Origin of the sequence: Rhizobium sp. AN6A (genome assembly GCF_900215635.1) — a bacterium.
Lineage (GTDB): Bacteria > Pseudomonadota > Alphaproteobacteria > Rhizobiales > Rhizobiaceae > Agrobacterium > Agrobacterium tumefaciens.
Window position 1 is genome coordinate 484,228 of record NZ_OCNC01000003.1, and the last position, 20,802, is coordinate 505,029.

18 protein-coding genes and 1 pseudogene are annotated in these 20,802 nt (G+C 60.0%); 4 read left to right on the top strand and 15 right to left on the bottom strand.

Features of this window, described 5'->3' with window-relative positions; all coding sequences use genetic code 11:
• Positions 1-30: 30 nt before the first annotated feature.
• From CRO62_RS06095 to CRO62_RS06135, 9 genes are all read right to left on the bottom strand, one after another.
• On the bottom strand, positions 31-756 hold the full coding sequence (locus CRO62_RS06095) for an SDR family oxidoreductase (protein WP_097100400.1): 726 nt from the start codon (positions 754-756) through the stop codon (positions 31-33).
• A gap of 55 nt (positions 757-811) precedes the next feature.
• Positions 812-2,422 (bottom strand): FGGY-family carbohydrate kinase, encoded by a 1,611-nt coding sequence (locus CRO62_RS06100; protein ID WP_097099580.1) that lies wholly within the window; start codon positions 2,420-2,422, stop codon positions 812-814.
• A gap of 25 nt (positions 2,423-2,447) precedes the next feature.
• Positions 2,448-3,179: an SDR family oxidoreductase gene (locus CRO62_RS06105; protein WP_013762241.1), complete on the bottom strand. Its 732-nt coding sequence runs from the start codon at positions 3,177-3,179 to the stop codon at positions 2,448-2,450.
• Positions 3,180-3,217: 38 nt separating this feature from the next.
• Complete coding sequence (locus CRO62_RS06110) at positions 3,218-4,195, bottom strand: ABC transporter permease (protein ID WP_019566881.1); 978 nt, start codon at positions 4,193-4,195, stop codon at positions 3,218-3,220.
• Complete coding sequence (locus tag CRO62_RS06115) at positions 4,185-5,687, bottom strand: sugar ABC transporter ATP-binding protein (protein ID WP_013762240.1); 1,503 nt, start codon at positions 5,685-5,687, stop codon at positions 4,185-4,187. Before CRO62_RS06115 ends, CRO62_RS06110 begins: the two co-directional genes overlap by 11 nt.
• A 71-nt stretch (positions 5,688-5,758) precedes the next feature.
• Positions 5,759-6,670 carry an ABC transporter substrate-binding protein gene (locus tag CRO62_RS06120; protein WP_097099581.1) on the bottom strand — a complete coding sequence of 304 codons (912 nt, stop codon included), beginning with the start codon at positions 6,668-6,670 and terminating at the stop codon, positions 5,759-5,761.
• Between the two features lie 96 nt (positions 6,671-6,766).
• Positions 6,767-7,651: an AraC family transcriptional regulator gene (locus CRO62_RS06125; protein ID WP_003518205.1), complete on the bottom strand. Its 885-nt coding sequence runs from the start codon at positions 7,649-7,651 to the stop codon at positions 6,767-6,769.
• A 378-nt stretch (positions 7,652-8,029) separates the two neighbouring features.
• The gene (locus tag CRO62_RS06130) at positions 8,030-9,067 is read right to left on the bottom strand and encodes an NAD(P)-dependent alcohol dehydrogenase (RefSeq protein ID WP_097099582.1); all 1,038 of its coding nucleotides are present in this window, start codon (positions 9,065-9,067) and stop codon (positions 8,030-8,032) included.
• Between the two features lie 295 nt (positions 9,068-9,362).
• Positions 9,363-9,953, bottom strand: coding sequence for a TetR/AcrR family transcriptional regulator (locus tag CRO62_RS06135; protein WP_179784468.1), 591 nt, complete (start codon positions 9,951-9,953; stop codon positions 9,363-9,365).
• Positions 9,954-10,074: 121 nt separating this feature from the next.
• Here CRO62_RS06135 and CRO62_RS06140 point away from each other — a divergent pair, with 121 nt between their 5' ends.
• Complete coding sequence (locus CRO62_RS06140) at positions 10,075-11,301, top strand: MFS transporter (protein ID WP_097099583.1); 1,227 nt, start codon at positions 10,075-10,077, stop codon at positions 11,299-11,301.
• A gap of 84 nt (positions 11,302-11,385) precedes the next feature.
• On the opposite strand, the gene CRO62_RS06145 is transcribed toward CRO62_RS06140, so the two are convergent.
• The 6 genes and pseudogenes from CRO62_RS06145 to CRO62_RS06170 all read right to left on the bottom strand — a co-directional run bounded on the left by CRO62_RS06145 (position 11,386) and on the right by CRO62_RS06170 (position 17,441).
• Positions 11,386-12,228 carry an amidohydrolase family protein gene (locus CRO62_RS06145; protein WP_097099584.1) on the bottom strand — a complete coding sequence of 281 codons (843 nt, stop codon included), beginning with the start codon at positions 12,226-12,228 and terminating at the stop codon, positions 11,386-11,388.
• A gap of 22 nt (positions 12,229-12,250) precedes the next feature.
• Positions 12,251-13,243 (bottom strand): annotated as a pseudogene (locus tag CRO62_RS06150) (aldo/keto reductase); the annotation flags it as partial.
• Positions 13,240-14,433: a mannonate dehydratase gene (gene uxuA, locus CRO62_RS06155; protein ID WP_097099585.1), complete on the bottom strand. Its 1,194-nt coding sequence runs from the start codon at positions 14,431-14,433 to the stop codon at positions 13,240-13,242. The gene uxuA and the pseudogene CRO62_RS06150, both read right to left, overlap by 4 nt.
• Positions 14,434-14,436: 3 nt before the next feature.
• A complete protein-coding gene (locus tag CRO62_RS06160; protein WP_097100402.1) occupies positions 14,437-15,909 on the bottom strand; it encodes a mannitol dehydrogenase family protein in 1,473 nt (490 codons plus the stop codon).
• Between the two features lie 19 nt (positions 15,910-15,928).
• A complete protein-coding gene (locus tag CRO62_RS06165; RefSeq protein WP_097099586.1) occupies positions 15,929-16,669 on the bottom strand; it encodes an SDR family NAD(P)-dependent oxidoreductase in 741 nt (246 codons plus the stop codon).
• A 22-nt stretch (positions 16,670-16,691) separates the two neighbouring features.
• On the bottom strand, positions 16,692-17,441 hold the full coding sequence (locus tag CRO62_RS06170) for a GntR family transcriptional regulator (protein WP_003518215.1): 750 nt from the start codon (positions 17,439-17,441) through the stop codon (positions 16,692-16,694).
• 151 nt (positions 17,442-17,592) lie between these two features.
• On the opposite strand from CRO62_RS06170, the gene CRO62_RS06175 reads away from it, so the two are divergent.
• From CRO62_RS06175 to CRO62_RS06185, 3 genes are all read left to right on the top strand, one after another.
• The gene (locus tag CRO62_RS06175; RefSeq protein WP_097099587.1) at positions 17,593-18,633 is read left to right on the top strand and encodes a sugar ABC transporter substrate-binding protein; all 1,041 of its coding nucleotides are present in this window, start codon (positions 17,593-17,595) and stop codon (positions 18,631-18,633) included.
• Between the two features lie 139 nt (positions 18,634-18,772).
• Positions 18,773-19,813 carry an ABC transporter permease gene (locus CRO62_RS06180; protein WP_019566870.1) on the top strand — a complete coding sequence of 347 codons (1,041 nt, stop codon included), beginning with the start codon at positions 18,773-18,775 and terminating at the stop codon, positions 19,811-19,813.
• 10 nt (positions 19,814-19,823) lie between these two features.
• Entirely contained in the window at positions 19,824-20,801 is a 978-nt protein-coding gene (locus CRO62_RS06185; RefSeq protein WP_097099588.1) for an ABC transporter permease, read from the top strand.
• Position 20,802 lies beyond the last annotated feature (1 nt).

Consider the following 20,802-nt stretch of genomic DNA (forward strand, 5'->3'; position numbering starts at 1 on the left):
TGCATTTGCACCCCGCGCATCCCTCAAACGTCAGACGGCGAGGAACCCGCCATCGATGGGCAACACCGCGCCGGAAATCATGCTGCTATCATCTGACAGAAGCAGTGCGATGCTCTGTGCCACGTCTTCGGCCTCGGCAAAGCGCTGCAGCGGATGGCGAACCATCATTGGTGCGCTCTTGGCCGGATCGTTCCATGCTTCGGCAGCCAGTTCAGTGAGCGTGATTGTTGGTGCAACGGCGTTGACACGGATGCCGTGCGGCCCAAGTTCCTTGGCGAGAACGCGGGTTGCGCCCTCAAGCCCCGCTTTCGAGGCCGCGTAGCAGAGATGATCCTGAAAACCGCGATGACCGGCAATTGACGTGATGTTGACGATTGCGCCGCCGCCACCCTTTGCGACGCGAGCACGGGCGAATTCCTGGCAGGTGACGAGCGCGGCACGCAAATTGATGCCCAGCACAGCCTCATAACCTTCGTCGCTCATATCAAGCACGCTTTCGAGCACGTTGATGCCGGCGCTGTTGATGAGAAAATCGCAAGGACCCGCTTCGGCCATCGCGGCCCGCGTTGCAGCCACATCGGCGAGATCGACGCGGATTGAGCGGCCGCCGATTTCGCTTTTCAGGCTGTCCAGATCGGACTGGGTCCGGCTGATTGCCACGACCTCAGCACCGCGCGCGGCCATCAGGATAGCGCAGGCACGGCCGATGCCCTTGCCTGCGCCGGTGATGATGACGGATTTTCCGGAAAACTGCATGGAATCCTCTTTATTTTGCGGCCAGGACGGCCGGACGATGGAAGCGTGTGGCGCTTCAGGAATGGTTTGCGGAACGAATGGCGCGCGCCACATTCTGCAGTGCCAGAAACGCGTCGTAGCGTGACTGGTGCACTTGGCTGAATGCAGCGTCCGGTACCGAATATTTGGCAATACGCGACATGGCGGGCATTGCGGAAATCAGGTCGGGATAGGCCTTGGCGGCAACCGCGCCGAGCATCGCCGATCCGAGAAGCACCGGCTCCTCGCATTCAGTGAGTTCAACCGGAAGCCCCGTCGCATCCGCCAGCAATTGTCTGGCAAGCGGATGAGCGCCCGCGCCGCCGCTGACACTGATCGTTTCCACGGGAGCGCCATGACGCGCCTGCGTCTCGATGATCTGGCGAAGCCCGTAACCGAGGCCGAGAAGCCCCGCCACGTAAAGCGCGACAAGCGAATCCACCCCCGTCTCGGTGCCGTAACCGGCAATGACGGCACGGGCATGAGGATCGGCGAAGGGCGCACGGTTGCCGAGGAACTCCGGCACCACGTGAAAATTCTCGGCAAGCTTCACGGCAGCGGAAGCAGACGTGGCCAAAGCCAGTGCACGGTCGGCAAGCCATGCAGGTAGTGACTTGCCTTCTTTTTCGGAAAGCGCCTTTGCCTCTGAAAATGCCGGGTGCAATTGCACCAGATAATCAATGGCCGCACCGGCGGCGGATTGGCCGCCTTCATTGAGCCATGCGCCGGGAACCATGGCGGAATAATAGGGACCCCAAACACCCGGCACGAAAGCCGACTCCGAGGTGGTTGTCATGGTGCAGGAAGAGGTACCAAAGACGTAACCGAGGCACCGCGAAGCGTCGCCGCCCGCAGCCACCGTACCGACACCCCCGGCATGCGCATCGATCAGACCGGCGGCAACGGCGGTTCCAGCAACCAGCCCCATGGCTTTTGCGGCTTCATCGGTCAAACCAGTACCCAGCGCCGTGCCTGGATGAACCACGCTTTCACCGATACGGCGGAATCCCTGCTCCGCCAGATCGCCAAGCCCGATGCGGGTGAAATATTCCGCATCCCAACGTTCCTCATGGGCGAGATAAGTCCATTTGCAGGTAACCGTGCACGCGGAACGATCGAGCGCGCCTGAGGCTTTCCAGGTCAGGAAGTCCGTCAGGTCGAAGAAGTGCTCGGCGCGCGCATAGATATCCGGCCTGTTTTCGCGAAGCCAGAGCAGCTTGGGTGTCTGCATTTCCGGGGAAATCCGACCGCCGACATATTTCAGAACGGCATGTTCGCCCGCATTGATCCGCTCCGCCTGTTCGACGGCGCGGTGATCCATCCAGACGATGATATCGCGCTCGGGATGATCCGATGCACCGACCGGAAGGGTCTCATCCTCAGGCCCGCGCACCACGAGAGAGCAGGTGGCATCAAAACCGATGCCAACCACGGCTTCGGGATCTATGCCGGCGTGCGAGACACTTTCCCGCACGCTATCGCAAACGGCTTTCCAAACCTCACCACTCGATTGTTCGGCTATGCCGCCGTCTTCGCGATGCATCGTGATCGGGCGCTTGGCGGTAGCCAGAAGCCTGCCCGCCACATCAAAGACACCGGCACGGGCAGAGCCGGTACCGACATCGACGCCAATCAGGTAGGAAGCCATTTGCGATACTCCTTGGGAGTGTAGTTTAAACGCGGTCGAAGTTGGTGGGCAGCACCAGCATGTCGCGGATGGTAACGGTGCGCTTGCGGGTCAGCATGTAAACGACCGCATCGGCCACTTCACTCGCGTCGATGAGGCTACCCGATTCCTTGGCCTTGCGAAGATTTTCTTCCGGCCAGTCTGCCAGAAGGGCCGAGACGACCGGGCCGGGAGAGACCTGCGCGACGCGCACACCATGCGGGATCATCTGGCGACGCATGCCCTGCACGAAGCTGGTGATCGCCCATTTCGAACCCGAATAGACCGGCTCCCAATAGGTCGGGAAATGCCCGGCGATCGAGCAGGTGACGATGATGTCGCCGGTCTTGCGCTCCGACATGTGCGGCACGACGGCCTGTACATTCTTCATCACGGCATTGACGTTGAGGTTCAACATCTTGTCGATGGCTTCCGGCGTGGTTTCGGTGAGATCGCCACCGATATAGGTGCCTGCGTTGCAGTAGAGAATGTCGATGTGATCGACCTTCTCAAGGATTTCCGGGATCATGGCATTGCAGCTATCTGCATCCAGAAGGTTCGTGACCTGCGCGATGGCGCGCTTGCCGAGTTTGCCTACAAGTTCATTCAAGGCTTTCTCGTTCCAGTCGACCATGACGACGGTTGCACCGTTTTCCAGCAGCGCCTCGGTGGTGGCGAGGCCAATACCGGACGCGGCGCCGGTGATGACCGCGATCTTGCCTTGCAGCAATTCAGACATTTAATTCTCCTGCTTCTTTGAAGATATGACGTGTGGGCTCAACGCCAGTCGCGCCCGATATAGATGGCGAGCAGAATGATCGCGCCCTTGATGACATCCTGCAGATAAGGGTTGATACCCATGAGATTGAGGCCGTTATTCAGGATGCCGAGCAGCACCGCGCCGATAAGGGTACCAAGAATGAGCCCGCGTCCGCCGGCAATCGCCGTGCCGCCGAGAACCACGGCCGCAATGGCATCCAGCTCGAAACCGACACCCGCATTGGGCTGTCCGCTCATAAGCCGGCCGGTCAGAATGAGAGCTGCAAGCGCTGCCGTCACGCCTGAGATACCATAGACGGCAAGCTTGACGCGCCGGGTCTTGACGCCGGAGAGGCGCGCGGCCAACTCGTTGCCGCCGAGTGCATAGACGTGACGACCGAAAGCCGTACGCTGCAAAAGCACCCAGGCCACGGCGTAAATCACCACCATGATGATAACAGGCACCGGCACGACGCCAACGCGGCCGACGCCAAACCAGGAAATCCAGCTCGGAATGCCGCTGACGGGATAACCGCCGGAGTAAATGAGGCCGAGACCGCGCGCCATTCCCATCGTCGCAAGCGTGACGATGATGGCCGGCATCTTGCCCCAGGCGACAAGTGCTCCGTTGAAGATACCGATGCCAAGTCCGATGAACAGCCCGGCCGGCAAGGCGAGCGAGGCAGGCAGGCCGGTATTCACCATCAGGCCGGCAGACAGCGTGCCGACAAGCGCCATGACCGCGCCGACCGACAGGTCGATGCCGCCCGTGAGGATGACGAATGTCATGCCCACGGCCAGAATGCCGACGACTGAAACCTGTCGCAGCACGTTCATGATGTTGTTCACGCTGAAGAAATTGTCGCTCGCAAGACCCATCAGGATCGATACGACAATCAGGCCCGCCAGAGGCAGGGCGAGTGGCGAGCGCAGCATGCTGCCAAGGCCGAAACCGCTCGTCTTTTCGGCAATGCCGGTATTTGCATCAAGCGACATGTTCAACCCTCCCGGTGGTGGCGTTTGTCATTATTGTTTCTGAATTGATGTCTGCGCCCTCGACGGTGGCGACGATGCCCCCGGAGCGGAACACGCAGACGCGGTCCGACATGCCGATCACTTCCGGCAGCTCCGAAGAGATCATGATGATCGAATAGCCCTTGGCTGCGAATTCGCGCATCAGCGCATAGATTTCCGCCTTCGCGCCGACATCGATGCCGCGCGTCGGTTCGTCGAAGATCAGGACGCGCATGTCATGGTTCAGCCAGCGGGCGATAACGATCTTCTGCTGGTTTCCACCGGACAACGTGTCCACGCGGGCATAGGGTCCCTGTGCCTTGACCTGAACCTGCGCCATCGCCTTTTTCGTATGTTCCAGCTCTTTTTTCAGGTCGATAAACCAGTGAGCCTTCTGGTACTTGCGATAGTTGTTGAGGGAAATGTTCTGCAGGATGGAGAAACTGGTGATCAGACCCTCTTCCTTGCGGCTTTCCGGCAGCAGGCCAATGCCGCGCATCAGCGCCTCATCCGGGCCGGAAAAGCGGGTCTCGACGCCATCGACCTTGATCTTGCGGCGCGAAGCGGAATGAGCGCCAAGCATGGCCAGCACCGTTTCCGTGCGCCCGGAACCGACAAGCCCGGCAAAACCGAGTATCTCACCTTGCCGCAGGGTAAAGCGCGAGACCGGCCCGCCTTTTTTCAGTTGAAGCTCTTCGACCTCGATCACGTTGCGCGCAGCTGTATCGATCTTCGGTTTGGGTGGAAAATTGGCCTCGATGCGCCGGCCGACCATCATCTCCACCAGACGGTCATTATCGACGTCAGAGGTGAGGCAGGAGCCGATGAGTTCACCGTCACGCAGAACGGTGATGCGGTCGCAGATCTCGAATATTTCCTCGAGATGATGGGAAATGAAGATGATTGCGACACCCTGACGCCGCAGCTCGCGCATGACCTTGAAGAGATGCTCGGTCTCGGACGGGGTAAGCGTCGCAGTCGGCTCATCGAGAACGAGAATACGGGCATCGAGCGAAAGCGCCTTGGCAATTTCCACGAATTGCTGCTGGGCAACGGAAAGGCGGTGCACCGGCACATCGAGCGGAACGTCCACGGCCAGACGGCTCATGATTTCGGCGGCACGTTTACGCATCGCGCGCTTGTTGAGCAGGCGCAGCGGTCCGCGGATTTCGCGTGCCAGAAACATGTTTTCGACCGCATCGAGATAGGGGATCAGGCTGAATTCCTGAAACACGATGCCGATACCGGCGGCAATCGCCTCGTCGTAATTGGCGAAGCGGCGGTCCTTTCCGTCAATGCGAATCGTGCCCTCCGAGGGCTGCAAAATGCCGCACAGGATTTTCATCAATGTCGACTTGCCTGCGCCGTTCTCTCCCAGAAGCGCATGCACCTCGCCGGCGCGCGCCTGCAGGTCAACGCCGCGCAGGACCTCGATCTTGCCGAAGCTTTTTCTTATTCCATTCAGTTCCAGCATTTTACCCTCCTCGATGGTCGGGACATGTCCCGCCCCCACACGAGGCGGGGACGGGACCTGGGGAGGAATTCTTACCAGCTGAAGTCGCCGGCGTTCTTGCTGTCAACGACCATGACGTCGATCGGTACTTCCTTCGGAACGACGCGGGCGCCCCACTTCTGGGCAAGCGCCATGGCAAGGCCAACGCGCACCTGGTCACGCGGGAACTGCGCGGTCGTTTCGATAAAGGGCGTACCGTCAGCAATCGCCTTCACCGCTTCGGGAGCACCATCCACCGAGGTCAGCTTGATGTCCTTGCCGGAGCCCTGGATTGCGGCCAGCGCGCCCATGGCACCGCCATCATTCACCGAGAAGATACCGGCGAGGTTCGGACGGGACTGGATCATGTTTTCAACGACGCCGAGCGCAACGGAGCGGTCCTGACGACCATTCTGCGTGTCGACAAGCTTGATATCGGCAAATTCGGCAAGCGCTGCCTTGCAGCCTTCGACGCGCTGGAGGATCGGCACGACCGGAATACCGTCGAGGATTGCGACTTCACCCTTGCCGCCGAGCGCATCACCGAGATGCTTGCAAGACTTGTAGCCTGCGTCACGGTTCTTTGAGCCGACGAAGGTGTCGACCGGACCGTTTGCGTTGGCGTCGACAGCAACGACAATCACGCCGGCAGCTTTGGCAGCGTGCACGGCGGCTTCGATGCCGGCGCTGTCGGTCGGGTTCAGAAGCAGGATGTCGATCTTCTGCTGCAGCATATCTTCCACGTCGGAAATCTGCTTTGCCACATCGTGGCCGGCGTCGGTGACGACAACATCAGCGCCGATGCTTGCCGCGGCTTCCTTCAGCGCTTCCTGCATGGACACGAAATAGGGGTTATTCAGTTCCTGGAACGTCATGCCGATTTTCAGCTTGTCCTGGGCCAATGCCGGAGCGGCCATCATTGCAAGTGCGGCCGATGCCATCAGGAACTTGGATTTCATTCTCATAGTAACTTCCTCCCGTTTGGAAAATCTGGGCAATAAGAGCCCGTTTCCGGACAGCCCTCTGCCCGAATTGGTGAAAAATCCGCGATGTATCTTGGTTTAATCCGCCATGACCGCTGCCTTCTGGGCCGCGAATACCGTACGAAACCTCGATGGCGACATTCCCTTAAGCTTCAGGAAATGCCTGTTGAAATTCGAAAGGTTTGAAAAGCCCACGTCGTAGCAGACTTCCGCCACCTTCACGTCCTGATCCACCAGAAGCATCTGGCAGGCCAGATCGATGCGCAGCTGATTGCGATAGCGCACCAAAGTCGTTCCCGTATGTCGCTTGAAGGCACGGGAAAAGGCACTCTGGCTCTGGCCAACCATGTCGGCCAGATCGATTTCCTCGACCTGTTCGGTCAGGTGCTGGCGCAGATGCGACAAGGCGCGGTTGATGCCGCTATCGCCGATGCCCGTCAGGTCCAGCTCGTAACTCAGGCTCGCCAGCACCTCGGGCGCCGGCGCATTGACCAGCAGATCGAGAATTTCCCAAAAAATCGCAAGACGCTTCAACCCCTGCGCCTCGATCAAACGCAGTATCAGCGGGCGAACGCGATCGCTGGTCTCATCGTCGAACAGAATGCCGCGGCGGCTGCGGTCCAGAAGGGCGCGAACTACCTCCATCTCGGACATGGAAGCGCAGGCATCCTCGATAAAAGCCTCAGGAAACTGGATGACGAGAGAGCGCGTGGGAACAATCTCGTCCGGCTCGATCTCGCTGATCCAGTTTTGGGGGAGATTTGGGCCAGTCATGATTAGCTGGCCCGGGCCGAAGCGACCGACGAAATCGCCGATGTAAAACGTGCCGGACGTCGCCACGACCAGATGAATTTCATATTCGGGATGGTAATGCCAGCGCACGGTGCGGAACGGATAGCCATGCCGCCAGGCGGCGAAGGATTCGCCCTTGCGGATATGTACCAGTTCCAGATCGGGCTGCATCGATGTTTCCTCCCATCGGTCACGTCCGCCGTATTCGCGGAGCAAAGCCATTCCTCTTTATGGCTCGTCCCAGGCGTTGATGGGGAGCATATGGCCTGCGGCACATTTACTTCCACATCATACCGGGGAAATTACCGATACTTTTTTGACTGTTTTTTGTCAGAAATTGAAGAGTGCCGTACATAGGCTGACAACTAAGCCAGCGGTTGCGCCCATTTTTTCGCGCAGTTGCACGTCATACGCCCAGAAAATGCGCATCTTAAAGATCGATGTGATGAATTTTTAAAGCTCGACCCGCCGATCACCGGCAGGTCGAGCTTATACTTTTCCGAAGGGTTTTTGACGCCCCTGCATCGGCAGGCGGCTTGCCGGAAGGGATTATTGCGGCATCAGAATTTGCAGCTTCACGTCCGTTTCCCTTGCCTCCACCGCACGGTCAAAACCGGCAATGCTGTCTTCGAAGGGAATGGTTGCGGAGATCAGCGGCTTCAGATCGACCTTGCCGGACGCGATGAGAGCGACCGCACGGTCATACACATTGGCGTAGCGGAAAACCGTCTCCACCCGCAGCTCTTTTGCCTGCAAGCCAACGATATCGACCGGCACAGGATCGACCGGCATACCGACGAGGACGATGGCGCCGCCGGGACGTGCGAGTTTCGCCATGCCGAGCACGGCGGGTGCAGCGCCAGAGCATTCGAAAACGACATCGCAACCCCAGCCGTCCGTCGCATCAGCCACGGCCTGCGACAGGTCACGTTCGCGGATGTTGACGGTCTCGATGCCGTCATAGGCTGCGATGATATCCAGCTTCGGCTGGGCAAGATCGGCAACGATCACCTTTGCGCAACCGCCGGCGAGCGCCGCCAGCGCAACCATCATGCCGATCGGACCGGCACCCGTCACGATGGCAACATCGCCGGGCTGAATACGCGCCCTGAGCGCTGCCTGCATGCCAATGGCGAAGGGTTCCACCATGGCGCCTTCGGCAAAGGAAACGTTGTCGGGCAACTTGTATGTAAAGGCGGCGGGATGAATGACTTCCGGTGTCAGGCAACCGTGAACGGGTGGCGTTGCCCAGAAGCTGACCGCCGGATCAACATTGTAAATGCCAAGTTTGGAAGCGCGCGAGGTCGGATCGGGAATGCCCGGCTCCATGCAGACGCGATCACCCGCCTTCAGATGCGCAACCTCGGCACCGGTCTCGATTACCGTTCCGGAAGCTTCATGGCCCAGCACCATCGGCGCATGCACAACGAAATGGCCGATTTTGCCATGGGTATAATAATGGACGTCCGAGCCGCAAATCCCGACGGTATGGGTACGGATGCGCATATCCTTGGGTCCGAGCTTGCCGGGAATGTCGAACTCCCTGAGCGCGAGCTTTCCTTTTTCTTCCAGCACCAGTGCTTTCATCTCATCCTCCGTAGTTTGCGAAAGGCCTCACAGCGAATTCAAACAGCGTGATGCGGTGCAATTTCGACAAAAGTAAACAGAAATCCGCCGGATCGGCCGGTTTTTCTTCAAGGAGGAAAAACTGTATCGATGAGCCCGCAATTTCTTATCATCCCTGGCGCGTTAACGAGTCTACGGGGGAGAGAGACAGCACGATTCGCTCAGCGCGCTTCGGGGAATATCGCCGGCTCAAGGTTACCCACTCAGCCGGAACGAGATTGACCCTGATGTGTACGCAGGACCGACGACAAGCGGATCAGCGTGTGATCCTCAGCCCTTCCAGAAAGGTGCGGAAACTGTCGACGGCGCGTTTCGAGGTCGTTTCGGGGTGGTCGGAATTCGCTATCCACTGGGCTGCACTGCTGCTCGCCGCATTGATGAAACGCGCACAGGCCTCCGGATCAATGTCGACGATCGTCCCTTCCTGCTTCAGCGCATCGAGACTTCGCGCAACGGCCGAGATACAGCCATTGGCATTTGGCCAGCGTGAAGGGTCGCCGAGAACGGCTGGCCCATCACGGAACATGATCCGCTGGATTTCTGGCTCCAGGGCCATGAGAATGTAACCGACATTTTCCTCAACAAAACCCTCCCACCGCGTCGCGGCCCTAGACGAGATGTCACAGAGCCTTTTCGTCATCTCGGCGTCGATCTCACCCACAACCGCCTGCAGCAGGCCTTTCTTGTCGCCAAAATGGTGATAGAGCGCGCCGCGGGTCAGCCCTGCTTCGGCAGTGAAGTCGTCCATCGAAGCTTCGGCATAGCCGATGCTACCAAATGCCTTGCGGCCAGCGACCAGAAGCTTCGCCCGCGTCTCGGCAATCATTTCACTGCGAGGTTTGCGCATTTTTTCTCCGAATTCTACATACGTCGCGTATACTAGTTGACATACGCGACGTATGCAATTATTTCATTTGCATACGCCACGTATGTTTGTGGTGGGTATTCCCTAAACAAGGTGCATCCCGATGTCTAATCCATATAGAGAAATTTTCCGGGCTCCGGGCGCCAAAGGCTTTTCCGCCGCAGGCTTCTTTGCCCGTCTTCCGATTGCGATGGCACCGATCGGCATCGTCGCCATGCTTTCCCAGACCCATGGTGAATATTGGCTTGCCGGCGCGGTCTCGGCAACCTTCGCGCTGACCAATGCCGCCGTTGCGCCGCAGATTTCCCGATTGGTGGACCGCAAGGGCCAGAGCAGCGTCCTTGTCCCGGCCACCATCATATCGGTCATCGCCTTTGCTATCCTGATTATCGCGACCAACCAGAGATGGCCTGCCTGGACGCTCTTTCTTTCGGCCTTCCTCGCCGCGGCCATGCCGAGCATTCCCGCGATGATGCGCGCCCGCTGGACGGAAATCTTCCGTGACCGGCCCGAACTGAACACTGCTTTTGCATTTGAATCCGCCGCCGACGAACTTGTCTACATCGCCGGCGCCTCGCTCTCCGTCGGTCTCGCGGTCTCACTCTTTCCGGAAGCAGGTATGATGATCAGCACCGCCTCGCTCGCGCTCGGTACCTTTGCCTTCCTGTTGCAACGATCGACCGAACCCAAGGTACGCGCGGTTGAAAGCGGCAGCAGGCAACATTCGGCTATCCGGCTGCGTTCGGTCCAGATCATCACGGTCGCCCTGATCTTCGTCGGCTCGACTTTCGCCACAGCTGAGGTAAGTGCCGTTGCCATCACCAAAGAACTCGGTCAACCGGAAGCTGCCAGCCTCGTGATCGGCGTCTATGCCATAGGCTCGTTTGTCGTCGGCCTGCTTCTGGGCGCGATCAACCCCAAAATGCCGCTGCAACGGCAATTGCTGATCGCCGTCAGTGTCCTTGCGCTCACCGCGCTGCCGCTCCTCTTTGCAAGCACGACAGTTGCCCTGCTTGCCTTCGCCGTATTCCTCAGCGGCGTTGCAATTTCTCCCATCTTCATCACTGCATTTGGCCTGATCGAGCGCCGCGTGCCGGAATCGATGCTGACGGAAGGCGTGACCTGGGTGATGACCGGCATCGGTATCGGCATGGCGCTCGGCGCCTTCATTTCCGGCTGGGTGATCGATAATTTCGGCCCGAGCAACGGCTTCTGGGTATCGATTGCCGCCACCCTTTCGACAGTCACCATTATCAGCCTCGGTCAGCGCAGCCTTTCTGGAGAGACCAACCGCTCTGCGACGACAAACGCAGCGCAGCCTGCCGAGTAAAGCACAGGAGCATGAAGCGCGCGCCGGCGCGCTTCATGGCATATCCGGCCGACGCAAGGCACAATCGGCATGAAAAGCTGCGCGCTATGTCGCCAAATAAAACAGTCTGGCATTGCGGTGGCCGATCGATGCCTGCTCGTCGGGCGAGAGCGTCGAAAGAAGCTCACTCGTCATACCGATCCATTCCGGTAGACCCGAGCCGAGATCGACCACCGGCCAATCGCCGCCCCAGACCATTCTCTCAGGTCCGAACAGGTTGAGCACGGTTTCCACATAGGGTGTCACGCTTTCCAGCGTCGCGCATCCCGGTGCACAATAGGCGGTGATGCCGGAGAGTTTGACGAAGAGATTGGGCAACGTCGCCAAGTCGGCCATACGCTCGCTCCACTCCCGAAAATCGTTTCCGGCAATGTCCGGCGTGCCGCAATGGTCGAGCATGAAGCGCACATCAGGGCAGGCCCCGACAAGTTCGGCGGCAATGGCAAGCTGGCGGGAATGAAAACACAGATCGACCGGCCATCCGGCCTTTCCAATCGTGCGCACGTTTCGTCGGTAATTTTCCTCGCGGCTGAGGTCATCGGGCATGATGTGGAGAATGCGCCGGAAACCGACCACGTTGAGGTGGCGGCACTCCTCCAGCCAGGCTTCGAAACCATTATCCGTTTCCGGTCGGCAACTGGCGATCTGGCCGAACATCGGCAAGACACCCTCGCCGATCATGCTGGCGATGAGGCGAGCCTCGGCCTGATAGTCGCCGTCATCCACCCCGCTTTCCATGAAGATCGTGCCGACGACGCCACATCCCTCGACAAGCGCTGCGTAATCAGCCCGGGTGAAGCTTCCCGCAAGGCTGGGCTCCCCTCGTGTCCAGACATAACCGAGCTTGCCTCGCAAGATCAGATGCTGGTGAGTATCGATCAGATCCATGGCGTCCTCCTCCCTGTCGTTGCGGTCCATTTTCGAGGGCGAGCGCGTCGAAACCCGCCCAGGCGGCGTCCGGCACAGCCGTTTCGAAAATAGACAGGTTGCGCAAAAGGCTGTCCGGTTTTGCCGTGCCTATCAGGACACTTGCAACATCGGCATTTTGCAGCGGAAAATGCAGGGCAGCGGCCGCAAGTGCAACCCCGTGCCCGGCAGCGTGGGCCTCCATGGCGCGCACCCGCTCCATGACATCGGCTGCTGCTTCACTATAGTTGAAAGTCGCACCCGGCCTTGCACCCGTCGCAAGAATGCCAGAGTTGAAGACGCCGCCGATGACGAGCGAGGTGCCGGTTTCCGCACAACGCCCCAGCAGCTTTGCTGCAGCCGACCGGTCGAGCAGCGTATAACGACCCGCCAGAAGAATGCAGTCGATCTCGTCTATCTCCATGAGATTCAGGCAGGCCGGAACCTCATTCACGCCAAGACCGAACGCGCCGATCCGGCCTTTCGCCTTCAACTCGTGCAGGGCCTCGATGCCGCTTTCGGTGAATATCCTGAAATGATGGCGATAGGCCTCTTCCCCAAGCGTGGTCTCCTCCAGATCGTGGACATAGAGAATATCCACTGAACCGAGACCAAGCCGGGCGAGGCTCTGCTCATGCGATCGCATGATGCCATCATAGCTGTAGTCGTATTCCACCACGAAAGGCAGCGCTTCGACGAAACCGTAATCAGGCGTAACACCGTCTTCAGCCGGCTTCAGCAGCCGCCCGACCTTGGTCGAAAGCACAAAGGAGCTGCGCTCCTTTGTCTGGAGAAAATCGCCGAGGCGGCGTTCGGAAAGGCCCTGCCCGTAATAGGGTGCGGTATCGAAATAGCGGATACCGGCGTTCCAGGCGGCTTGCAGCGTCGCCATCGCTTCTTCGCGGCTGACGCTGCGATAGAGATTACCGATACCGGCCGCGCCGAAGGAAAGTTCGCTCAGCGACAGCGCCGTGCGACCAAGTTTGCGGGTTTTCATGCGGCACCCTCCTCGCGGCGAAGCTGGCGCTCAATGGTGCGGATGACGCCGCGGAGTTCGCCGAGCCCCTTCATGCGGCCAATGTAGGAATATCCGGGATTGGTCTTTTTGGTGATGTCATCACCCAGCAGATGGCCGTGGTCAGGCCGCATTGGAATATTGGTGCGGCGGCCAGCCTTGGCGGCGGCCCGCTCCTCGCGCAACAATTCCTCGATGACTCCAATCATGTCCGTTCCGCCATCCAGATGATCGTCCTCAAAGAAGGAACCATCCGCTTCAACGGTCACATTCCGAAGATGGGCGAAATTGATGCGGGGCGCGAACTCCCGTGCCATCGCCACAAGATCGTTGTCGCTGCGGGCGCCGTAGGAGCCGGTACAAAGGGTGATGCCATTGTTCGGGCTTTCAACGGCCGAGAGGATGGCGCGGATATCGGCAGGTGTCGAGACCACGCGCGGCAGGCCGAACAGGGAGAACGGTGGATCATCAGGGTGGATGCCGAGATGCACGCCCACCTCTTCCGCCACCGGCACGACCTCTCTCAGAAAGGCCAGAAGATTGCCCTGCATGGTCGCGCTGTCGATGCCATCGAACGAAGCAATCAGTGCGGCGATGGATTCGCGCGTCTGCACCAGCGCGCCGCCCGGCAGGCCGGCGATGATGTTACGCTCGAGAAGCGACTGGTCATCTTCGCTCATTTGCGCAAAACGCTCTTCGGCTCGGGCCACGAGTGCAGGATCGTAATTTTCAGCAGCACGAACACGCTTCAGGATGAAGACGTCATAGGCGACGAAATCCGCCATTTCGAAGCGCAGCGCCAATCCGGTCTTGCGTGCCTGCCAGCGCAGGTTCGTGCGTGTCCAGTCCACCACCGGCATGAAATTGTAGCAGACGACGGGAACGCCCGCGCGGCCGAGACGGGAGAGCGTATCTTTCCAGCGCGCTATCGCCTTCGGCGCATCGGCGTCGCCGCGCTTGATGGACTGTTCCATCGGAATGGATTCGCAGACACTCCATTCCAGGCCGGCCGCCTCGATCATCGCCTTGCGTTTGGCGATCTCTTCGGCCGGCCAGGCCGTGCCGTCGGGGATCTGGTGCAGCGCCGTTACAACGCCGCTGGCGCCGGTCTGCCGCACATGCTGCAAGGTGATGGGGTCCGATTCACCGAACCAGCGCCAGGTTTCCTTCATATTCTACTCCTCCGAAAAATGCCGTTCGATGGCGCCGAGCGCGCCGTATTGGACGATGTCGCGATAGGCCGCCCGAAGCGCCGTTACGAATGCCTCATCCGCCTGCCATTCAGGCCCGAAGACGCGACGGAATGTTAAAAACCGGTCGATGACCGCGTCCTGCTCTTCGCCGTTGCCGGTGGGTGCACTCCATTCGGAAAATGCCGGATCTGCCATGACAATTGCTTCTCCCCGCTCGTTCAGCGCTGCGCAGGACCGTATCCACATGGCAACCGCAAAAAGAGCAGCCGTATTCGGCGCGCCTGCGGCACGCAGCTCCGCAAGCGGCGCGAGAATGCGTTGCGGCACTTTCTGTGAAGCGTCAGAGGCGATCTGGGCGGCGCGATGACGAAGAGCGGGGTTGGCGAAACGCTGGCGCAGACCGGCAACATAGTCCGGGCCACTGACGGCCGGGCTCAATGTCGAACCAACCTCCCGCCAGTAACGGTCGACGTAACCGCGTACACGCGCATCGGCATAGATATCGGCGATCGTCTCAAGCCCGCTGCATTGGCCGATTGCGGCCATGGCGGTGTGAGCGCCATTCAGCATCCTGAGCTTCATATGCTCATACGGCTCGACCTCATCAACGATTTCGGCACCTGACAGCTCGATGCCGGGGCGACCGTGCGGAAAGCGATCCTCGATTACCCAGCGGAAGTAGGGTTCCGCAATTACCGGCCAGGCATCCTCGCAGCCGAGACGCGCCGTCACACGCTCGCGGTCGGTTGCGGTGGTGGCGGGCACGATGCGGTCCACCATGACGCAGGGGCAGGAGAGATTTTCCGCGATGAACGCAGCGAGTTCATTGTCGGTGAGATCAGCCATCTCCACCAGAAGACGGTGCAGGATGCGACCGTTGGACGGAAGATTGTCGCAGGAGAGCAAAGTCAGCGGCACAGCCCCGGCGGCCCGCCGGCGTCTTGTCGCTTCCAGCAGAAAACCGAGCGCGGAGCGCGGCTTTTGCGGATGCGCCAGATCATGAACGACATCGGGATGGTCACGAAGAAGCGTGCTCGCCGACAAATCGGCGAGGTAACCCTTTTCCGTCACCGTCAAAGTGACGATTCTGACCCGCGGATCGGTCATGGCTTGCAGCAGCCGCTCCGGATCCTCAGGGGCGACGATGGTCTCGAGGATTGAACCGACGATCCGCAGCGTTTCGTTTTCACCGTCACGCAGGCAGAATGTATAGAGATTGTCCTGCGGCGCGATGGCATCGCGCGTATCGGGGCTGCGCAGCGAGGCAGCGACTATGCCCCAGCCGGTTTCGCCACGCGCCAGGCAATCATCGATGAAGACGGCCTGATGGGCGCGGTGAAAAGCGCCAACGCCGAGATGCACAATGCCCGGTGTCACCGCTTTGCGGTCATAGGCGGGCAAAAGGACGTCTTTTGGCAGATGCGGCAACGCAAGGGACGAGAGGCGTTCTGTCATGGTCATTTATCTCCGTATCTCAGCCGAATTGCAGGCCGCCATTCATGTCAACGACAGTGCCGGTCATGAAGCCGGACAGCGGCGAGGCGAGGAAACGTACGGTATGGGCCACCTCTTCCGGCTGGCAGAACCGCCCGACGGGAATGGCCGCAAGCTGGCGCTGGCGATCTTCCTCTGACAGTTGCTCCATGATCATCGGCGAAACCACATAGGCCGGCGCGACTGCATTGGCGGTGACGCCGAAAGGGGCAAGTTCGCGAGCGGACGAATAAGTGAGGCCCACCAGCGCCGATTTCGAGACCGAATAGGCCGTGCCCGCCGTCAGGCCGCCGGACTTCCAGGCATAGGACGAGATGTTGATCAGCCGCCCCCAGCGGTTTTCCTTCATGGCGGGAACGACGGCCTGCGTCAGCAGCAGGGCGGCATCGAGATTGACGGCCATTAGCCTGTGCCAATCATCAAGCGTGGTCGCTCCCAGCTTGTGCGGCGACAGCACGCCGGCATTGTTGACGAGAATGTCGATGACCTCGAAACGGTTGGCGACATCCTTCATGACGGCCTGCAGCGCCGTCGCATCGCCGAGATCGACGGCGACGGGATCACAAGCACCGCCGAACCCCTCCGCGAGCGCCGCAACAGCCTCGATGTCGCGATCGAAGGCGACCACCCTCGCCCCTTGCGCGACCAGCGCCGCAACCACGGCACGGCCGATGCCGCCACAAGCGCCCGTCACGAGCGCCGTCTTGTGTTTCAGTTCCATTCTGTCTCCTCCACGTCCACTATCAAATGGACAAATGCTTGCGCTCTTCTTCAGGCAACTGTTCGTAGATCACGAAAACCATATCCAGATGCGTCACCAGCGCCTTTTCCGCACCTTCGGCATCGCCACGGTCGAGAGCATCCACGACTGCCAGATGCTCTTCGATGACGGCGGGCAATCGTTCCGGCTTTGCCCAATAGCGATGGAACCGCGACAGGGTCACCTTGGCGGCAAGGATCGCCTGCCAGACGCCTTCGCGACCGGAAAACGTGCCGAGCAGGCGGTGAAACGCCTCGTCGGCATGAAAGAAGCCGGATGCGTCGTTGGCGGCAATCACTCTTTCCTGCTCGGCGATGACGTCGCGCATCGTACGGCTCATTTCTTTCGTCCATTTCGGCGCGACTTCGCGCAGCAAAGCCACTTCGAGTGAACGGCGGATAAAATGGCTGTCCTGAATTTCGCCAAGCCTGATCGGCGCAACAAAGCTGCCGAGTTGCGGATAGACGTCCACAAGCCCCTCTTCCGACAGGCGCTGGATCGCGGCACGCACCGGGGTGCGCGATACCGAAAACTGACGGCAGATCGAGTTTTCACTGATCGGCGCACCGGGTGCGAGGCGGACCTCGACGATCGCCTGACGCAACGCCGCATGAACCTGATCGGCAACCGAGCCATAACGATTGACCACAAGCTCCACGCTTTCGATTCCGGAGCCGGGGGCCTCTTGATGAGCGCCGCGCCCAGTGAAACCGGCAGTGGTGTTTTTCGTCATGAACGCTCCCCTTCAAAAGGCCGTCGTGAAAATCTCATTGCTACTTGGATACAAGTATACTAGTGTCCATGGTGCTTACGCAAGTCGGCTGTTGGGAGAAAGAGCGATTAAGGGAGGTTCCAGTCGCTTTTTTTAAGGAGCAGGCCGTTTCATGGAGGAGAAAAACATGACGTATTTCATGCGCAGCCTCGTCGCTGCCGCAATCATCGGCGCGGGAGCGTGCGGTGTCGCGCAGGCGGCGGACGCCAGCAAGATCGCCCTCGTTCCGGGCGGTCCGCACCCTTATTTCGCCGCCTGGGAACAGGCCGGCAAGGACGCGGCCAAGGACTTCGGCCTGGCTGGCGCCGACTATAAGGTGCCGCAGAAATGGGAACTGGCACAGCAGAACCAGCTTCTCGAAAGCCTTCTGAGCCAGGGTTATAACGGCTTCCTGATTTTCCCCGGCGATCCCGTCGGCGCGGTCTCGACAGCAGAGGAACTGACCGGCAACGGCGCGAATGTGATTGCTGGCGCCGGCTGCTTCAAGGACCCCTCGCCCGCCGCCTTCTGCCTTGGTACCGACACCGGTAATTCCGCTTATCTCGGCACCAAGGAGCTGATCAAGGCGATGGGAACGGGCAAAAAACGCATCGCCCATTTCACCGGCTTCCTTGTGGACCCCAACACCCAGCTTCGTATCGATGCCGTGAAAAAGGCCGCTGACGAAGCCGGCGCCGAGGTCGTTCAGGTCATCGCCGATATCGACGCGCCGGAACCGGCGGAAGAAAAGATCAGCGCCTACCTGGCCGCCCACGCTTCCGAAGTGGACGGCATCGTGACCACGGCCTGGGTTCCGGCGGTCGTTGCCTCCAACGCACTGCGCAAGATCGGCGACAAGCGGATCCACATGGTCGGCATCGACCACGACGAAGTCGTGCTGAAAGCGATCAAGGACGGTTTCGTCGACGGCACGATGCTTCAGAACCCCTATGGCCAGGGTTATATCGGCGCGTTTGCACTGAGCAAATTTCAGGCCGGCTGCAAGGTGAAGGAAGATGCGCCGTTCAAATCCAATGCGCTGACGACCAAGTTCATCGATTCCGGCACCGCCTATGTCGATGCCGCCAAGGTGGACAACTACATCGATGCCATGCGCGCCGAGACCAAAAAGCTGCTCACCAACTTCGATACGACCTATCTGAGCTGCAACTAATCATGCCTTGAGCGATTGCCGGGCGGCAAACGACCGCGCCCGGCAATCTGCCCCGCCAGAAAATATTCTTTCAGGCCGCAGCGCAATGACCAGGCGACCCGCGCAGGCGCTTCGGGCGCACCAATACCGGGACAGTTTCATGACCGTGAACGATACTTTGCTCACAAAGGGCTCGCAGGAGGGCGACAGACGAATGGGGTCCAGCCTTTCGCAAGGCCGCTTTTTTCTGACCAATGAATTCGGCCTCATTCTGCTGATCGTCGTCTTCGCCGTCATTTTCGGCGTCGCGGCCAGCGGCTTCCTTTCGCCTTTCAATCTGTTCACGCTTGGCCGCAGTGCCGCGATCAACATCATGATCGGCCTGTCGATGATGGCGGTGATCGTGACCGGGGGCCTCAATCTTGCCGTTGGAGCGATCGGCGTCTCGGCGGCCATGGCCTGCGGTTATCTGATCGAGGTGCTTGGCGTGCCGTGGCCGCTCGCCCTCATTGGCGGTCTCGCCACCGGCGCGGCGCTCGGTTTCGTCAATGGCTGGACCGTGATCCGCACGGGGCTGCACAGCTTCATCATCACGCTTGCCACCATGAGCATCTTTTTCGGCGTGATGATCTTCCTGACGCGCGCCGAGGCCTACCGTGGCCTACCGCCGATCTTCGCAGCCTTCGGAAAAATGAAGCTCGCGACCTATTTCTCGCCGCTGCTTCTCGTCACGCTCGCAACTGCTCTTGCCCTGTCCTTTCTATACCGGCGCACCGTTCTTGGCCGCGAAATGCTGGCGGCAGGCGCACGCCCGGAAGCGGCGGAACTTTCCGGCATTCGGGTCGACCGTATCTTCATTGCCTGTCACATGCTGTCGGGCCTGCTTGCAGCACTGGCCGCCCTGATGCTGGTGACGCGCACGGGCGCCGCCATCCCTTCCATGGCAGGCCAGCTTGGGCAGGACTGGCTTCTGCCAGCTTTTCTCGGCCCGGTTCTCGGTGGCACGCTTTTGCAGGGCGGCAAGGTTTCGGTGCTCGGAACCTGTCTTGGCGCACTTTTGGTCACCATGCTCACCAGTGGCCTGCTGCTGCTTCAGCTCGGTGAATTCTGGGTCCAGACATTTCTCGGCCTGCTGCTGTTGCTCGCGGTTTTGATGGACAAGGCGCGGCGAAGCTATCTCGCCCGACGCAACCTGGCTTGAGGACTGGACGATGACGACCGACAACACCCTTCTACGCCTTGCCCGAACCGACTGGTTCGGCCCCCTATTGGTCACGGTGCTGGCAATCGCGCTTATCCGCGGCTTCAGCCCCAACTTCCTCTCTTCCTTCAACATCCAGATTCTGCTTCTTGCAATCGCGGTCAATGCGCTCATCGCCTTTTCCCAGATGATCATCATTGCCATTGGCCAGATGAACCTGTCCGTGGGCGCAATCGGCGGACTGGCTGCAATCTCCTTTGCGGGACTGATGCAGGTCTGGGGGCTTCCGGCACCGGTGGCCGCCATTGCCGCGGTGCTGATCGGTGTTCTCTGCGGCATGCTCAGCGGTCTGCTGATTGCCATCACCGGCATTTCCGCCTTCGTCATCACACTGGCGACGCTGTCGATCTACAAGGGTATCAACCTTGGCATCACCCGGGCGGAGCCGTTCTACGGCGTGCCGGAATCGGTAAAAGCCTTCGGCTCGGCGCTGCTCGTCGGCCCGGTTCCGTGGCTCGCAGCACCCACCATCATCATTGCATTCGCGCTGTGGTTCATGCTGCGCCGCCGGCCGATAGGCCGCTTCATCCTTGCCATTGGCGGCAACAGCCATGCGGCAGAGCTTTCCGGCATTTCGATCCGCACGACAATGATTGTGGCGCACGGCATTTCCGGCCTTCTGGCGTCGGTCGCCGGCATTCTGCTCGTGTCCCGCCTGCAGATCGGCCAGCCTTCCATTGGTGACGACTGGCTCATCCTGTCCTTTGCCGCACCCGTTATCGGCGGCGCCGTACTGGCTGGCGGGCATGTCAGCGTGGGGGCGACCCTGCTCGGCGTCGTCATCGTCGCCATCATCACGCAGGCACTGGTGCTGTTCTCCATCGATCCGTTCCTCGTGCAGGTGATGCTCGGCGCAATGATCCTCGCCGCCGTTGGCATCAACCGCCTGCGCGAAACGCATCTCGGCAAAAAGACAGGAAAGGCCTGAC

Bases quoted from the DNA above. Each gene is read 5' to 3' on its own strand.
- CRO62_RS06145 (WP_097099584.1), bottom strand. From the start codon at position 12,228: ATGGATCTGATCGATACTCACCAGCATCTGATCTTGCGAGGCAAGCTC.
- CRO62_RS06185 (WP_097099588.1), top strand. From the start codon at position 19,824: ATGACGACCGACAACACCCTTCTACGCCTTGCCCGAACCGACTGGTTC.
- CRO62_RS06160 (WP_097100402.1), bottom strand. From the start codon at position 15,909: ATGACAGAACGCCTCTCGTCCCTTGCGTTGCCGCATCTGCCAAAAGAC.
- CRO62_RS06125 (WP_003518205.1), bottom strand. From the start codon at position 7,651: ATGCAGCCCGATCTGGAACTGGTACATATCCGCAAGGGCGAATCCTTC.
- CRO62_RS06170 (WP_003518215.1), bottom strand. From the start codon at position 17,441: ATGACGAAAAACACCACTGCCGGTTTCACTGGGCGCGGCGCTCATCAA.
- CRO62_RS06175 (WP_097099587.1), top strand. From the start codon at position 17,593: ATGGAGGAGAAAAACATGACGTATTTCATGCGCAGCCTCGTCGCTGCC.
- CRO62_RS06180 (WP_019566870.1), top strand. From the start codon at position 18,773: ATGACCGTGAACGATACTTTGCTCACAAAGGGCTCGCAGGAGGGCGAC.
- CRO62_RS06140 (WP_097099583.1), top strand. From the start codon at position 10,075: ATGTCTAATCCATATAGAGAAATTTTCCGGGCTCCGGGCGCCAAAGGC.
- CRO62_RS06100 (WP_097099580.1), bottom strand. From the start codon at position 2,422: ATGGCTTCCTACCTGATTGGCGTCGATGTCGGTACCGGCTCTGCCCGT.
- CRO62_RS06095 (WP_097100400.1), bottom strand. From the start codon at position 756: ATGCAGTTTTCCGGAAAATCCGTCATCATCACCGGCGCAGGCAAGGGC.
- CRO62_RS06120 (WP_097099581.1), bottom strand. From the start codon at position 6,670: ATGAGAATGAAATCCAAGTTCCTGATGGCATCGGCCGCACTTGCAATG.
- CRO62_RS06110 (WP_019566881.1), bottom strand. From the start codon at position 4,195: ATGTCGCTTGATGCAAATACCGGCATTGCCGAAAAGACGAGCGGTTTC.
- uxuA (WP_097099585.1), bottom strand. From the start codon at position 14,433: ATGAAGGAAACCTGGCGCTGGTTCGGTGAATCGGACCCCATCACCTTG.
- CRO62_RS06135 (WP_179784468.1), bottom strand. From the start codon at position 9,953: ATGCGCAAACCTCGCAGTGAAATGATTGCCGAGACGCGGGCGAAGCTT.
- CRO62_RS06130 (WP_097099582.1), bottom strand. From the start codon at position 9,067: ATGAAAGCACTGGTGCTGGAAGAAAAAGGAAAGCTCGCGCTCAGGGAG.
- CRO62_RS06165 (WP_097099586.1), bottom strand. From the start codon at position 16,669: ATGGAACTGAAACACAAGACGGCGCTCGTGACGGGCGCTTGTGGCGGC.
- CRO62_RS06105 (WP_013762241.1), bottom strand. From the start codon at position 3,179: ATGTCTGAATTGCTGCAAGGCAAGATCGCGGTCATCACCGGCGCCGCG.
- CRO62_RS06115 (WP_013762240.1), bottom strand. From the start codon at position 5,687: ATGCTGGAACTGAATGGAATAAGAAAAAGCTTCGGCAAGATCGAGGTC.